Below are 14,476 nucleotides of genomic sequence, written 5' to 3'. Positions count from 1 at the left end.
TTGTGACTCAAAGCCCAACCCTGAGCAGGCGTGCCTCGTCCGCTCCCTCGCAGCCGCGCACGTCGCGGCGGCGGGGGGCCGACGCCCGCGCCGGATACACCTTCCTGTTGCCGTGGCTGCTGGGATTCATCGCCCTGACCGTAGGCCCGATGATTTCCTCGCTGTACCTCTCCTTCACCAACTACAACCTGTTCGACGCCCCCAAATGGATCGGCCTGGACAACTACACCACGCTCTTGCAGGACGAGCGCTTCCTCCAATCAGTGGGAGTCACCCTGCAGTACGTGGTGTTCGGAACGCCTTTGAAGCTCGCCGCAGCCTTGGCGATCGCGATGCTTCTCAACAGCAAGCGCAAGGGCCAGGGCTTCTACAGGTCGGCGTTCTATGCACCGTCCCTCATTGGGGCCAGCGTGTCCATCGCCATCGTGTGGAAAGCAATGTTTGGTGACTCCGGCCCCGTCGACCAGGGGTTGTCGTTCTTCGGCATCAACCTCGGCGGCTGGGTGGGTAACCCCAACATGACCATGGGCATGATGATCCTGCTGACTGTGTGGCAGTTCGGTGCGCCCATGGTGATCTTCCTGGCTGGCCTGAAACAGATCCCTGCGGACCTTTACGAGGCAGCCTCCATGGACGGTGCCGGCCCGGTCCGGAAGTTCCTGAACATCACCTGGCCCATGCTTTCCCCGGTGATTTTCTTCAACCTGCTCATGGAAACCATCCATGCGTTCCAGATCTTTGCCTCGGCGTACATCATCTCCAACGGTGAAGGTGGCCCTGCGGGCTCGACACTCTTCTATACCCTCTACCTGTACTTGCGCGGTTTCAGCGATTTCCGGATGGGTTACGCCTCGGCGATGGCGTGGCTACTGGTGATCGTGGTCGGCATCATCACGCTGATCTTCTTCAAGACCTCCAAGTCCTGGGTCCACTACAGCGGTGATTCAAAGTGACAACGACAGCAACCCCCACACAACCCCAACCGATAAAGCCCGCCACTCCGGCACCGGTCTATAACCCGAAGTCCGAGTCCGTCACGGCCAAGCGCATCAAGAGCACCATCTTCCACATCGTTGCCTTGGCGCTGGTGGTAATGGTTCTTTACCCGGCTATCTGGATGATCGCTTCGTCCTTCAAACCAAACTCCGAGATCGGCGGGGCCAACAACGCGCTGTGGTCCAACAACTTCAGCTTCGACAACTTCGCCACCGCGATGGACGGCATCGGCGGTGTCTCAACGCTCACGTTCTTCACCAACTCCCTGATCCTGGCTGTCGGCGCGGTGGTGGGTACTGTCCTGTCGGCAAGTATCTCGGCTTACGCCTTCGCGCGAATCAACTTCCCCGGCCGGGGATTCTTCTTTGGCATGATGATCGCCACCTTGCTCTTGCCCTTCCACGTGGTGATCATCCCGCAGTACATCGTGTTCCAGCAGCTCGGCCTCGTGGACACCTATGTGCCGCTGCTAATCGGTAAGTTCCTTGCTGCGGATGCGTTCTTCGTCTTCCTCATGGTCCAGTTCATGCGTGGCCTGCCGGCCGAACTGGACGAAGCGGCGCGCATCGACGGGGCGGGGCACGCCCGGATCTTCGGGTCCATCATGCTGCCGCTGATGAAGCCGGCCCTGATTTCCACGTCGATCTTCTCCTTCATCTGGAGCTGGAACGACTTCCTGGGCCCATTGCTGTACCTGAACACCCCCGAGAAGTACCCGCTGCCCTTGGCTTTGCGGCTCTTCGTGGACCAGACCCAGTCCTCGGACTACGGTGCGATGATCGCCATGTCCGTGCTGGCGCTGCTGCCCGTGCTGGTGTTCTTCCTGGTGTTCCAGCGCTACATCGTCGAGGGCGTTTCCACACAAGGGCTTAAGGGCTAAGGGAGCGGGCAATGAGCACCATCGACACCACAGGCAAGTCATCGGGGACGTCCGGCATCCCGGTCAACCGCTTTGCGTTGTTCTCCGAAACCATCCTGGCCGGAGTCATCGTGCTCCTCCTGTCGGTTCCCTTGGTGACGGCGCCTGCTGCCTACGCGGCCGGCGTCGCGCACCTGGAAAGGCACCTCAGCGGCAGGGACGATTCCCTGCGAAGCCTTTGGGGAAACTTCCGCCGGGCGCTTCCCGGCAGTTGGAAGCTGGGAATCACGACGGCGGCAGCCGCCGTCGTGATTGTCCTGAACCTGTTGCTCGCCCTGGTGGGGCAACTGCCGGGGCGGGCTGCGATCCTGCCTGCCACAGTCATCCTGGCGGCCGGCGGTGCGGTGCTCTTGCTGCGCATCACGGCCAATTGGAGTGGCCAGGTGGCATGGAACGGGGACGAGGACCAGGTGCCCACAGACGTTCCGGGCTCCCAGCGCTGGGCGGCGGCCTATGCCAGTGCGACGAGCGATTCCCTGCGTGACTGGAGTGGCTCGCTGCTGCTTCTCGCCGCCGTGTTCATGGCAGTTGTCTTCGTCTGGATGCTGCAGGCGTTGTTCGTGATTGTGCCCGGAACGCTGGTGCTCGCGGCAGCCGCCATCAAGATCCGTTCCCACCGAAATTCCAGACCAACCCGCTGAATCGAGCAGACCTCCCCGTGTCGCCGCGCCCGTTCCCACCGCGCCCCCAATCAACCAAGCCCCCAACCACGCGTGCCCGATCCACAGAGTCCTGGCACTATCCGCTGCGGCACCACAACTACCGGATCTTCGTCACCCTTTCCTTGGTTGGCAGCGGCGGCGTCTGGATGCAACGGCTCGCGCAGGACTGGTTGGTCCTCCAGCTCACCGGCAGCCCGGCTGCGGTGGGCCTGGCCGTTGCACTTCAGTTCCTTCCCATGCTGGTGGTGGGCCCCGTCAGTGGTGTGCTGGTGGACCTCTTCCCCAAACGCCGCATCCTGCTGGTATGCCAGTCGGTCGCCGTGGTGCTTGCTGCTGGCCTTGCCGTGTGGAATGCGATGGGCGGCACCGACGTGTGGGTGGTCTACGCTTCGTGCATCGCCTTGGGGATAACGAGTGCCATTGATGGGCCGGCCAGGCAGGTGTTCGTCAATGAAGTGGTAGGCGACGCCGGCCTGCCTGCGGCCATCGGACTGAACAGTGCGATCGGGCAACTGGGAGCCATGGCAGGTCCTGCGCTTGCCGGTGTGGTGATTGCCCATACGGGTCCGGCAGCGGCCTTCGCTGCCAACGCAGGCCTTGGCGTGGCGGTCCTGGTGATGATCGCATCCATCCGTCCGGGGGAGCTCCACCACTCGCCGGTACAGCCCGGCCCCGGGTCAGGTCGCGGCCAGGTCCTGGCTGGGTTCCGGTTCGTCCGTGCCCGTCCACCCCTCCTCCTAACCATGCTCCTGGCCGGTTTGCTGGGTGCCTTCGGCATGAACGGGCCCGTTGTCCTGGCAGCCTTCGCTGACCGGGTGTGGCACAGTGGTCCGGCCGGTTTCGGCCTCTTCAACACCGTCAGCGCGCTCGGAGCCCTGGCCGGCGCCTTGGTCGCTACCCGGATCAAACGGTTCGGACGCAAGGGAATGGTGGCCAGCGCCGGGCTCTTTGGCCTGACCCAGCTGCTGGCCGCGTTGATGCCGACGCAGGAGTGGTTCGTGGTGATGCTCATTGTGGTGGGCTTCATGACCCTGGTGTTCCTCACCAGCGCTGCGACTGCCGTCCAACTCGAAGCCGGAGCGAGTGTCCGCGGACGTGTCCTGGCGCTCTACTTCCCCCTCCTCCTGGGCGGTCACGCCCTGGGTGGGTTGTTGGCGGGGTGGCTGACCGAGGATTTCGGTGTGCGTACGGGGCTGGTCATCACCGGGGCGCTGGGCATGGCGTCTGCCGCGGTGATCGGGTTGCTGCTGTGGCGCTGTTCCCGTCGAGGTGGCAATTGATGACAGTTCCACGGGAGCGGACTGTTATTAACTGCCAACTCCCGGCGACGTGGTGCGTGTAATCAGCGGCTGGCTACAAGCGCTTCGATCTCGTCCACATCCAGGGAACCATCACTGATCCAGACCGTGTTGGTGCGTGCCAGCGAAGTGCCCCGGGCCAACTCCACCGCACTGTCCCAGGCCAAGGCCGAGCCCACTGCCGGGTAGCCGCTGCAGCGCACGAACCACGGATCGGGGGACTCCACAGGCGCGCCGAACACCAAGGTGGCGGGGCCGCCGTCGAACTCTCCCGACCAAGCCAGCCACGGCGAAACGGAACCGTGCACAGCCGGCTCTCCCTCGGCTGTGGAGGAGAAGACGCGCGGCGAAGAGTTGACAGGCAGCCGCCAAAAGAAGCCACCGTAGCCGCTTCCGGCGGCACCATGCGAACCCGGGCTCCCAAGCGTGACATCGACGACGGCGGTGAGCTGGGTCTGGATGTCCAGCCGCCACGTGCTGGGGCTGACGAGGCTGCGGTTGAAGGTTCGATGCTCTTCCAGGAGCAGGTTGCCGTCGGCCCCGAACCACTCAAGTTCCAGTGCTGCGTGGCCACTTCCGCGGGTTACGCCTAGGATGTCCACCCGGCCGTGATCGTTCAGGTCCACGTACTTTCCAGCAGTCCTGCGGTAGCTGCGGCCGCCCCAGAAGTTGCTTCCGTTGACATCCTGCAGCGCGAACCCGGTGCCGAGATGCCAGGCATGGTCCGAGGCCAGGTGGTCCGTCACCACAATTCCGGCTTGGGTAGACACCGGGTGCAGGTAGGGACGGGGGGAGAGCTCCCGCTCGAGGCCCCTTCCGCTGCGCAGGACGGCGGCCGGCATGGCTGGCTCGGCGGCGGCGGGGGAAGTGAACAGGGCCTCGGCGCCTGATGTGACCGGCCGCGCCCAGGGGAGCCCCAGTTCGGCGAAGGTGGCATGCGCACGGGTGGCACGGTCCAGGATGTCCTCGATATGGGGGATCACGGCGTGGGCTTGATCGCCCGTTCCCACCCAGATGACGCTTTCCGTGGGGATGAGGGCCGGCGCGTCGGCCGTACGGATGGCTTCCAGGACCCGCATGAACGCGCCGCTGTGATCGAGCGGGCTGAGCAGCGGCGTGCCATCAGAGAGGTGCTGCAGGAGGTTCGCGGTGAGGTCTTCGCGACCGAAGGTGTGCGACGTTTCCCCGCTTTCGGTGCGAACGGTGACGCGGTCCTCCGTGTAATGGAATACCGCCGTTCCTTCCGTGCCATGCAGCGTGACGTACGGTTCCACCGACTCCGCGGCGCAAAGCGTGAGGGCACACGTGATGGGCAAACCAGCGGTGGTACGCATTCGGATCACCGAGGTGTCGTCCGATTCGATGTCGTTGGCGCGATAGAGATCGGTGTCTACGGAGGCAAGATCCCCGGCGTGGCGTGCACCGGCGATTCGCAGTGCTGTCGCGATGGCGTGGGCCAACGGGTTCGTAGCTACGCCGTCCACCACATCAACGCCGTCCAGGCTCCGCTTGCCTGCCCAACGGGAGCGCTTGTAATAGGCGCGGTCCCGGACCCATCGGCCGGTGGCGGAGATGCCTTTGAGAGTGCCTATCCGGGGTAGTTCCGCCGTGGATTGGCCCTGCGCCAGCTTCTCCAGTGCGGTCAGGGCATGGGATCCCAGGCTCTGAAAGCCGATCTGCACGCTGCGACCGGCCGCGCTCGCAGCTTCCTGGAGACGGAGGAAATCTTTCATGGAGGCGACTGGTGGCTTCTCCAGGTAGAGGTCGGCCCGGGCGGCAAGCACGGACAAGGCCAAAGGGGCGTGGGTCTGGATGGGGGTGGCCACGATGATGACGTCCGGACGGTGATTGCCGGCCAGCAGCCCTTCCAGATTGCTATGGACGGCGGTTGTCGTTGGCAGGGTTCCTGCGGCCGGAGGGTTGGGATCCGCTACTGCGACCAAGTCCACCAGGCCCTCGGCGCGGAGCCTTTCGAGGTTGTGCAGGTGATGGACGCCGAAGCCATGGACACCTACCAAAGCGATCCGCGCCGGCGTAGTCCGGGCGGTCGGCTCGGGTGCTGTTGTTTCGCTCGTTGCTCCTTCGCTGCGCACTGGTGCGGCGCCAAGGGGGTTTGGGCTGGTGGCGGACTCGACGGAGCGGGCGTCCATGGCTCTCCTCTGCTGGCGGTGCAGACGAAGGCGGGTGACGCCGTCGTCGGGTTTTCACATCAAGTGTTCCGGAGGGTTCAGGCTATACCCAGCAAGCGCTTTCCCATCTCCGGTCCAGCCCAGTGTAACGCGACTTGCCCGGAAATGTAACGATTCAAGAAGGGTCTTGACTCCATCCGCGCGGAGCGTCTAAGTTTTCGGGAAAGCGTTTACTCTGTGAGATGGCCCACCTGGGCCGCACCCAAGTGACCGGCCCTCGCCGTTCTTCTGGCCACTCGAAAGAACCAGTGCCGCCGGATGGTTGGGCCTGTTCTGCAACGATGGAGAAAGGGGAGCCATGGCGTCCGGTGGATTCGGCTTCAAGGCCTACACGCTTTTCGACACGCTCGTCTGGATAGCCTGTTTGAACGTGCTGTGGATCGTCTTCACGGTCCTGGGTGGCGTCGTTCTGGGCTTCGGGCCCAGTACAGCTGCCGCGCAGGTGTTGGTGCGGGACAAGGTGCGGGGAGGTGCCGCTCCCTTGGTGCGCCGCTTCGCCAAGGAATATGCCGGGAACTTCGGCAAGGGCAATGCCTTGGGACTGCCATTGGCGGCAGTCGGAGCGGCCCTAACGCTCAACTGGGGCTACTTCTCGGCAGGCTGGGACCTCGGTTCGCAGATCGCGTCAGCGGGAGTCCTCATGGTGGCCCTGTTTGGGGTTGGGGTAGCCTGCTACCTCTTTCCGATGTTTGCCCGCTACAACCTTTCCGTGCCGCAGTACTTCCTGATGTCGTCACGCTTCGCCATGCGCCATCTGGCCGGTACTGTCATCCTCTTGTTCGTCACGGCGGCCGCCCTGTTTGTCTGCCGTTCGGTTCCTGGGCTGATCCCGCTCTTCGGGATCGGAGCATGGCTTTACGTCACGGGCTGGTTGTGTGACCGCTTCTTCACCGCGAACGATGACGCCATGGAGGGCACCCGGGCGGCAGATGCGGCCGACCCCATGACCCTGCCCGCATCTGTAGCGACGAGGGAGGCCGGCATTGCCTGACATCAACCCGGCGCGGCCCGAATCCGGCGGGAGACAGGTCCTCCATCGCCCCCTCGATATCCAGGGGTACGCAGAACTTGTCTGGAACGCCTCTGGCGAGAGTACTAATGAAACGTATCAAGACACCAATGGCCAGCATCTGTGGACCATCAAGAGGTTTCCAGCTGACCCCTCGAACGATAACAACTCCGAAGAAGTGGAGCAGGTAAGAAAATGATCCGTAGAAAACAAACGCTGGCCGCCGCCGTCGTAGTTTCCGCTGCCCTGGCGCTGACCGCCTGTGGTGGCGAAGCGCCGACGTCGGACCTCCCGTCCGTCAAGATCATGGCGCCGTTCCTGGAGGCGCAACCGCCAACAGCCGATGGCGCCGTCCAGAAAAAGCTCGAGGAGCTGACGGGCAAGGACGTCAATATCACCTGGACGCCCAACGCATCTTATGAAGACAAGATGAACATCACCCTGGCTTCCTCCGACATTCCCCACGTGCTGGTGGTCCAAGGCAAAACGCCCGGCTTCGTGAAGAATGCCGAAGCCGGAGCTTTCTGGGACCTGACAGACAAACTCAAGGACTACCCGAACCTCAGCACCACCTTTCCGGAAGTCCAGCAGAACGCCAGCGTCAACGGCAAGGTCTACGGCGTTTACCGCGGCCGCAACCCGATCCGCGCCGCGGTGATGTTCCGTCAGGACTGGTTGGACAAGCTCGGACTCAAAGCACCAGAAACCACCGAAGACCTCTACAAGGTAGCCAAGGCGTTCACCGAACAGGATCCGGACGGCAACGGCCAGAACGACACCTACGGAATCACCATCCCCAAATGGGGTGGGCTGGGCACCAACAGCCCCTATGACCTCATCGAAACCTGGTACGGCGCCGGGAACCGTTGGGCCGAGCGCGACGGAAAGCTCGTCCCCAGCTTCGAGACCGACCAGTTCCTCGAGGCCAATCGCTTCATCAAGAAGATGGTGGATGAGAAGCTCATCAACCCCGATTTCGCCACCTTCGACAGCACCAAGTGGAACGAGCCGTTCTTCAACGGCAAGGGCGGAATCATCATCGACGTCGACTCCCGGGCGAGCGTCCTGATCAACCTGTTCAAGCAGGCCAACCCCAACGACTTCCAGAACAAGGTGGGTTTCGTGGGCAGCCTCAAGGGCCCCGACGGCGAACTGCATGCCCACCCCACCGATGGCTACTCCGGCTTCCTTGCCATCCCCAAGTCCAGTGTCAAAACCGAGGCCGACCTGAAGAACGTCCTGACCTTCCTGGACAAGCTGAACAGCAAGGAAGTGGCCATCCTGATGAACAACGGGATTGAGGGCGTGAACTTCAACGTAGAGGATGGCCTGGCCGCCACCATCAAGCCTGAAACTCCTGAGGGCAAGGCCGTCAATACCGACATCAAGAGCTTCGCGCAGCTCGGAACAAACGTCACCGGCAATAACTTCTACCCCGTCAAGCAGGCCTCCGAGTACGAGCAGAAGGTCTTCGATGACCGCGTCGCCGTCATGGCCGAGGACCTCAAGAGCGCCGTCTACAACCCGGCAGCGGCGTTCGTTTCGCCCACCTATGTTGCCAAGGGTGCCCAGCTGGACAACATCGTGGCCGATGCACGCATCAAGTACCTGGCCGGCCAGAGCGACGAGCAGGGCCTGAAGGACGCCATCAAGCTGTGGAACACCAGCGGCGGTGACAAGGTCAAGGAAGAAATCAACAAGCTTTGGCAGGACAACAAGAAGTGACAGCGCCGGTGGTTGAAGCCAAGGCCTCGGAGCGGGTGGCCGCCAAGCCACCCGCCCCGCGGCGGCGGCACGGGTTCGCAGTCCACTTCGCGCACTACAAGTGGCTCTATCTACTCCTTTTGCCCGGAGTCCTGTACTTCGCGGTGTTCCGCTACGGGCCCATGTACGGCGTGTCCATTGCGTTCAAGGACTACGTCCCCTTCCTGGGCGTCAACGGCAGCCCGTGGGTGGGTGTCACGAACTTCACGGATTTCTTCGCGAACCCCGATTTCCCGCGGCTGCTCGGAAACACCCTGATCCTTGCGTTCCTGAACCTGGGGATCGCGTTTCCCCTGACCATCATCCTGGCCCTGCTGCTGAACGAGGTCCGCCTGTCGGTGCTCAAGCGCACAGTCCAGACCCTCGTGTACATCCCGCACTTCCTCTCCTGGACCATCGTGGCCTCGTTGAGCTTCCTGCTCTTTGCCCTGGACATCGGCCCGCTGTTCCAGTTCGTGAACGGGCTGTTCGGGACCAACGTGGACATCCTGTCCGATCCCAACTGGTTCCGGCCGCTGATCGTGCTCCAGGAGATCTGGAAGAACACGGGTTGGGGAACCATCATCTTCCTCGCCGCGCTGGCCACCGTGGACCAGGACCAGTACGAGGCGGCCATCATCGACGGCGCCGGCAGGTTCCGGCGCGTCTGGCACATCACCCTGCCCGGCATCAGGTCCACCATCATCGTGATGCTGATCCTGGCCATCGGGCAGATGCTCAACACCGGCTTCGAGCAGATCTACCTCATGACCAACGCCCTCAACCGCAGCGTGGCCGACGTCTTCGATACCTACGTGTACTTCGTGGGCATCACCCAGGGCGCGTACAGCTACAGCACCGCCGTCGGACTCTTCAAATCCCTGGTGGGCATCGTGCTGATCTTTGGCACCAACTGGCTGTCCAAGCGGTTCAACCAGAGCGGACTGTTCTAAATGAAGATTCACAACACCCGTGGCGGCCGGGTTTTCGATGCCGCCAACTACGTTTTCCTCAGCCTCGTCGGCATCATCACGCTGCTGCCGTTCATCTACGTGATAGCAGGCTCGTTCGCCAACGAAGCGGAAATCACCCGGCGGGCGTTCTTCGTTTGGCCCGAGCAATTCACCTTGGGTGCCTACGAGTACATTTTCTCCACCCCGGCGTTCACCAAGGCTCTGATCACCACGGTGCTGGTGACCCTGGCGGGTACGTTGATCCAGTTGATCCTGACCGTCACCATGGCCTACCCGCTGGCGAAGAAGAACCTGCGCGGCCGGAAGCTGATCATGTCCCTGGTGGTCTTCGCCATGGTGTTCTCCGGCGGCATGATTCCCACGTTCCTGCTGGTCAAGGACCTGGGCCTGTTGAACACGTACTGGGCCCTGATCCTGCCTGCCGCCATCAACCCGTTCAGCCTGATCATCATCAAGAACTTCTTCCAGGAACTCCCGGACGAGTTGGAAGAGTCGGCAAAGATGGACGGCGCCACCGAAATCGGGATCCTCTGGCGGATACTGTTGCCGCTGTCCAAACCGGTGCTGGCCACGTTCGCGCTCTTCTACGCCGTGGGTATCTGGAACGACTTCATGTCCCCGCTGCTCTACCTGAGCGACAACAACATGTGGACCCTGCAGATGTACCTCCGCCAGGTCACCGCTGCCTCGGATTTGCTGGGCACCGGGAACGTGGACCCGTCGTATATTCCGCCCGAGCAAGGCATCAAGTTCGCCGTGATTGTGGTGGCCACCCTGCCCATCCTCATCTTCTACCCCTTCCTGCAGAAGCACTTTGCCAAAGGCATGCTGATCGGCTCGGTCAAGGGCTGATCCCGGGGCCAACCAAAGGACAATTCATGAAAATCCTCCTCGCGGGCGACTCCACCGTGGCCGCCTGCCCCAGTTACGAATACCCGATGAGCGGCTGGGGTGCCCACCTCGCCCCGGAAACCTACTGGTGGGGCGCCGTCCACAACGTCGCCAAAGGCGGCGCCACCACGGAGTCATTCCGCGAGGAGGGCCTCTGGTACCAATTGCTCAACCAGACGGTCCTGGGCGACCTGGTACTCATCCAGTTCGGGCACAACGACCAGAAGCGTGCACACCTCGCCGCCCGCTCGGGCTACGACGACAACCTTCGCCGCATGGTGGCCGAGGTCCGTTCCAAGGGCGGCGTGCCCATCCTGTGCACCCCGGTGGAGCGCCGGCATTGGATCGACGGCCGCCTGGTGGCCACCGTGGGTGACTATCCCGGCGTCGTGCGTGAACTCGGAACCGAGCTGGGCCTGGACATCATCGACCTCAACCAGTGGACCCGCGCACTTTACGAACAGCTTGGGGAGGAGAAGTCCACGGAGCTTTTCTTCCACGTCGCACCCGGCGAACACGCGCACTGGGCCGGCGGCCTGGAGGACAACACGCACTTCCACGAGAAGGGGGCCACGTTGATCGCCGGATATGTGGCGGGGCAATTGGAAACCCTCGGCTACGGACTTGCTGCCACCCTCGGGGCGCGCGCGTGATCCATTCCAACCCGCTGCGGGGCCCCGCGGATGTTCGCTCCTGGATCGCGGAGGGTCCGGTTCAGTTCGAAACGTACGACGCCGGACCAGCTTCCAGCGGCGACGGAACCAGCGCGCTGGTCCTCTCGGGCGCCCTTGACGCTGAAGTCCACGGCGACCACGCGCACTGGACCCTGTGGTGCCCGGAAGAAATCCCGGATTCCGTCCGGATCGCCTGGGAGTTCCTGCCGCTCGAAGAGCCCGGCCTGGCAATGGTGTTTTTCGCTGCACGGGGTCATGGCGGGCAGGACTTGTTCTCGCCCGCGCTGGCTCCCCGCACCGGCTACTACCCGCAGTACCACTCGGGAGATGTCGATGCCCTCCACGTCTCCTACTTCCGCCACAAGCACGCCGCGGAGCGGGCCTTCAGAACCTGCAATCTCCGCAAAAGTGCGGGTTTCCAACTCGTGGCGCAAGGGGCCGACCCCCTTCCTCCCGCCGAGGACGCCGATGGTTTCTACCGATTGGAACTGGTCAAGGACGGGCCTCGTGTGGCTTTTTCCATTAACGGACTGCCCCTGTTCGAATGGGTGGATCCCAGCCCGGAGCCACTGGGCGGCGGCTACTTCGGGATCCGCCAAATGGCCCCGTTGAAGGCCGCGTACCGCAACCTCTCCATCAGCCCACTCCGGCCGCTACGCCCTGTGACGGGGTACACCAACCCATGACGTAGGATCTCCTCATGCCTCTTTTTGACCTGCCCCTCGAACAGCTTCGCGACTACACCTCCACAGCTGTGGCGCCGACGGATCTTGACGCCTTCTGGGACCGCACCATCACCGAAGCGCGGACCTTGCCGCTGAACGCCGTTTTCGAGCCGGTGGACAACTACCTCTCGGTGATCGATACCTTCGATGTCACGTTCTCCGGCTACGGGGGAGACCGCATCAAGGGCTGGCTGCACGTGCCGGCCGGGTTGGATCAGGGCGCGAGGCTCCCCGTGGTGGTGGAGTACATCGGCTACTCCGGAGGTCGCGGCCTGGTCAACCAGAACACCCGCTGGGCGCAGGCCGGCTACGCGCACTTCATCATGGACACCCGCGGCCAAGGCTACGGTGGCGTCTCAGGTGACACGCCGGATCCCCACCCCTCAGCGGGCGGAGTTGCGTATGCGGGACTGATGACGCGCGGCGCCGACCACCAGGACAACTACTATTTCCGACGCGTCTACGTGGACGCCTTCCGTGCGGTAGAAGCGGCACAGGGCCATCCCGCCGTCGACCCTGCCAAAGTGGTGCTGGCGGGCGTCAGCCAAGGCGGCGGCATCACCGTCGCCACCGCCGGGCTTGTGGCCGGAAGGCTCGACGGCGTCATCGCCGCGCTGCCCGACGTCCCGTTCCTGCAGGACTTCCCACGTGCCATCGACATCACCCCGCGCGGGCCATACCCCGAGATCGCCTCATTTCTGGGCCGGCACCGGGACCGCTACGACTCGATGCTCGCCGTGCTGAACTATTTCGACGGCGTCCACCTTGGCCGCGCGGCTACCGTCCCGGCGCTCTTTTCCGCAGCGCAAATGGACGACATCTGCCCGCCCTCCACGGTGTTCGCAAGCTACAACAACTACGGTCTGGATGCTGGGGCGCCTGAGAAGGACATCGAGGTTTACCGCTTCAACAACCACGAGGGCGGCCAGGAACACCACTGGATCAGGCAGCTGCAGTACCTGCGCAAGCTGTTGTCATCATGACGGACACGATTTGCCGCTTGTGAAGAACCGCGGTTATGGTGTGGCTATGACAAACCGTTGGTATGCGTATTTTTCGTTGGCTCTGGAGGGGCCCGCGTCTAACTGACACGCATCCAACTTTCCTTCAGAGCCAACAGGGCAGAGATCATTCTCTGCCCTTCGCCATATCCGGCGGGTTCTGAAAAGGGGCCCGCTCCGCATCCCGGACAGGACCCAGAAATGACCAGCATCGCCGCAGAATCCGCCCCGCTCGACTCCGCTGACGCCGCGCAGCCCTCAACCTCCAACTTGCGGGTAGCGCGCTTCGAGCCGCTGCCGGCTCCCCAGGACCTCATCGCTGAGTTGCCGCTGGACGCCCACTCAGCAGCCGTCGTCGACCGCGGCCGTGACCAGGTCCGCGCCATCATGGATGGGGTGGACGACCGGCTCCTGGTGATCGTTGGACCCTGCTCCATCCACGACCCCAAGGCCGGGCTTGAATACGCCCGCCGGTTGGTCAGCCAGGCTGAGAAGCACAAGGAAGACCTGCTGATCGTCATGCGGACCTACTTCGAGAAGCCGCGCACCACGGTCGGCTGGAAGGGCCTCATCAACGATCCTCACCTGGACGGCAGCCACGACATCGCTGCAGGACTGCGCGCAGCGCGCGGCTTCCTCAAGCAGGTCACCGCGCTCGGGTTGCCCACGGCCACCGAGTTCCTTGAGCCCATCAGCCCGCAGTACATGGCCGACCTCGTTTCCTGGGGTGCAATCGGTGCGCGCACCACCGAAAGCCAGATCCACCGTCAGCTAGCCTCCGGCCTGTCCATGCCCATCGGATTCAAGAACGGGACCGACGGCGACCTTCAGGTGGCGATCGACGCGTGCGGCGCCTCTGCCGCTGAGCAAGCCTTCCTGGGAATCGACGACGACGGCCGTGCGGCGCTCGTGGCGACGTCCGGTAACCCCGACACCCACGTGATCCTGCGCGGCGGACGCAAGGGACCGAACTACTCAGCCTCCGACGTTGCTGCAGCTTCGTCCAAGCTTGCAGCCAAGGGCCTGAACCCGCGGCTGATCGTGGACGCTTCGCACGCCAACAGCGGGAAGAGCCACCACCGCCAGGCCGAGGTGGCGCTGGAAATCGGTGCGCAGCTGGAGACCGGTTCCTCTTCTTCTGTTGCCGGAGTGATGCTGGAGAGCTTCCTCGTGGGCGGGGCGCAGAACCTGGACACCGCCAAGCAGTTGGCCGGCGAGCAGGAACTCGTCTACGGCCAGAGTGTCACCGACGCCTGCATGGAGTGGGACGTTACGGCCTCGGTGCTGGAGCAGCTCGCAGCATCGGCCCGGAAGCGTCGCGTGGCGGCGGGGGAGTAGGGTCCCACTTTCCGGAAATGCTTTCACATTGGCCCCATCAGCCTCTAGAGTATCTAG

Annotated in this window: 13 protein-coding genes; 12 read left to right on the top strand and 1 reads right to left on the bottom strand. The window is 63.4% G+C overall.

Annotation, left to right across the window (positions count from 1 at the left end; genetic code table 11):
• Nucleotides 1-2: 2 nt before the first annotated feature.
• The 4 genes from AC5RU9_RS03950 to AC5RU9_RS03935 are packed head-to-tail and all read left to right on the top strand — an operon-like array spanning nt 3 to nt 3,857.
• Nucleotides 3-953, top strand: a complete 951-nt coding sequence (locus AC5RU9_RS03950) for a carbohydrate ABC transporter permease (protein WP_494015403.1) — start codon at nt 3-5, stop codon at nt 951-953.
• A complete protein-coding gene (locus AC5RU9_RS03945; protein ID WP_494015402.1) occupies nt 950-1,876 on the top strand; it encodes a carbohydrate ABC transporter permease in 927 nt (308 codons plus the stop codon). The genes AC5RU9_RS03950 and AC5RU9_RS03945 overlap by 4 nt, the downstream gene beginning before the upstream one ends.
• A gap of 11 nt (nt 1,877-1,887) precedes the next feature.
• Complete coding sequence (locus tag AC5RU9_RS03940; RefSeq protein ID WP_494015401.1) at nt 1,888-2,556, top strand: Poxvirus protein I5; 669 nt, start codon at nt 1,888-1,890, stop codon at nt 2,554-2,556.
• A gap of 17 nt (nt 2,557-2,573) precedes the next feature.
• On the top strand, nt 2,574-3,857 hold the full coding sequence (locus AC5RU9_RS03935) for an MFS transporter (protein WP_494015400.1): 1,284 nt from the start codon (nt 2,574-2,576) through the stop codon (nt 3,855-3,857).
• A 62-nt stretch (nt 3,858-3,919) separates the two neighbouring features.
• Here the strand turns inward: AC5RU9_RS03935 and AC5RU9_RS03930 are convergent, their stop codons facing one another.
• On the bottom strand, nt 3,920-6,025 hold the full coding sequence (locus tag AC5RU9_RS03930) for a DUF6807 family protein (RefSeq protein WP_494015399.1): 2,106 nt from the start codon (nt 6,023-6,025) through the stop codon (nt 3,920-3,922).
• 337 nt (nt 6,026-6,362) lie between these two features.
• On the opposite strand from AC5RU9_RS03930, the gene AC5RU9_RS03925 reads away from it, so the two are divergent.
• The 8 genes from AC5RU9_RS03925 (at nt 6,363) to AC5RU9_RS03890 (ending at nt 14,419) form a co-directional block, all read left to right on the top strand.
• Nucleotides 6,363-7,055, top strand: a complete 693-nt coding sequence (locus AC5RU9_RS03925) for a YesL family protein (RefSeq protein WP_494015398.1) — start codon at nt 6,363-6,365, stop codon at nt 7,053-7,055.
• Nucleotides 7,056-7,268: 213 nt separating this feature from the next.
• Nucleotides 7,269-8,798 carry an extracellular solute-binding protein gene (locus tag AC5RU9_RS03920; protein ID WP_494015397.1) on the top strand — a complete coding sequence of 510 codons (1,530 nt, stop codon included), beginning with the start codon at nt 7,269-7,271 and terminating at the stop codon, nt 8,796-8,798.
• Complete coding sequence (locus tag AC5RU9_RS03915; RefSeq protein ID WP_494015396.1) at nt 8,795-9,769, top strand: ABC transporter permease; 975 nt, start codon at nt 8,795-8,797, stop codon at nt 9,767-9,769. The genes AC5RU9_RS03920 and AC5RU9_RS03915 overlap by 4 nt, the downstream gene beginning before the upstream one ends.
• Nucleotides 9,770-10,642 carry a carbohydrate ABC transporter permease gene (locus AC5RU9_RS03910; RefSeq protein ID WP_494015395.1) on the top strand — a complete coding sequence of 291 codons (873 nt, stop codon included), beginning with the start codon at nt 9,770-9,772 and terminating at the stop codon, nt 10,640-10,642.
• Nucleotides 10,643-10,668: 26 nt separating this feature from the next.
• Complete coding sequence (locus AC5RU9_RS03905; protein WP_494015394.1) at nt 10,669-11,334, top strand: rhamnogalacturonan acetylesterase; 666 nt, start codon at nt 10,669-10,671, stop codon at nt 11,332-11,334.
• Complete coding sequence (locus AC5RU9_RS03900) at nt 11,331-12,041, top strand: DUF1961 family protein (protein ID WP_494015393.1); 711 nt, start codon at nt 11,331-11,333, stop codon at nt 12,039-12,041. Before AC5RU9_RS03905 ends, AC5RU9_RS03900 begins: the two co-directional genes overlap by 4 nt.
• A 14-nt stretch (nt 12,042-12,055) precedes the next feature.
• Nucleotides 12,056-13,063 (top strand): acetylxylan esterase, encoded by a 1,008-nt coding sequence (locus tag AC5RU9_RS03895; RefSeq protein ID WP_494015392.1) that lies wholly within the window; start codon nt 12,056-12,058, stop codon nt 13,061-13,063.
• 219 nt (nt 13,064-13,282) lie between these two features.
• A complete protein-coding gene (locus AC5RU9_RS03890; RefSeq protein WP_494015391.1) occupies nt 13,283-14,419 on the top strand; it encodes a 3-deoxy-7-phosphoheptulonate synthase in 1,137 nt (378 codons plus the stop codon).
• Nucleotides 14,420-14,476: the final 57 nt, after the last annotated feature.

The sequence above is a fragment of the Arthrobacter sp. B0316-5-4 genome (assembly GCF_059090325.1).
The sequence above is the reverse complement of the archived record's forward strand: the minus strand, read 5'-3'. Positions and strand labels throughout refer to the sequence as shown.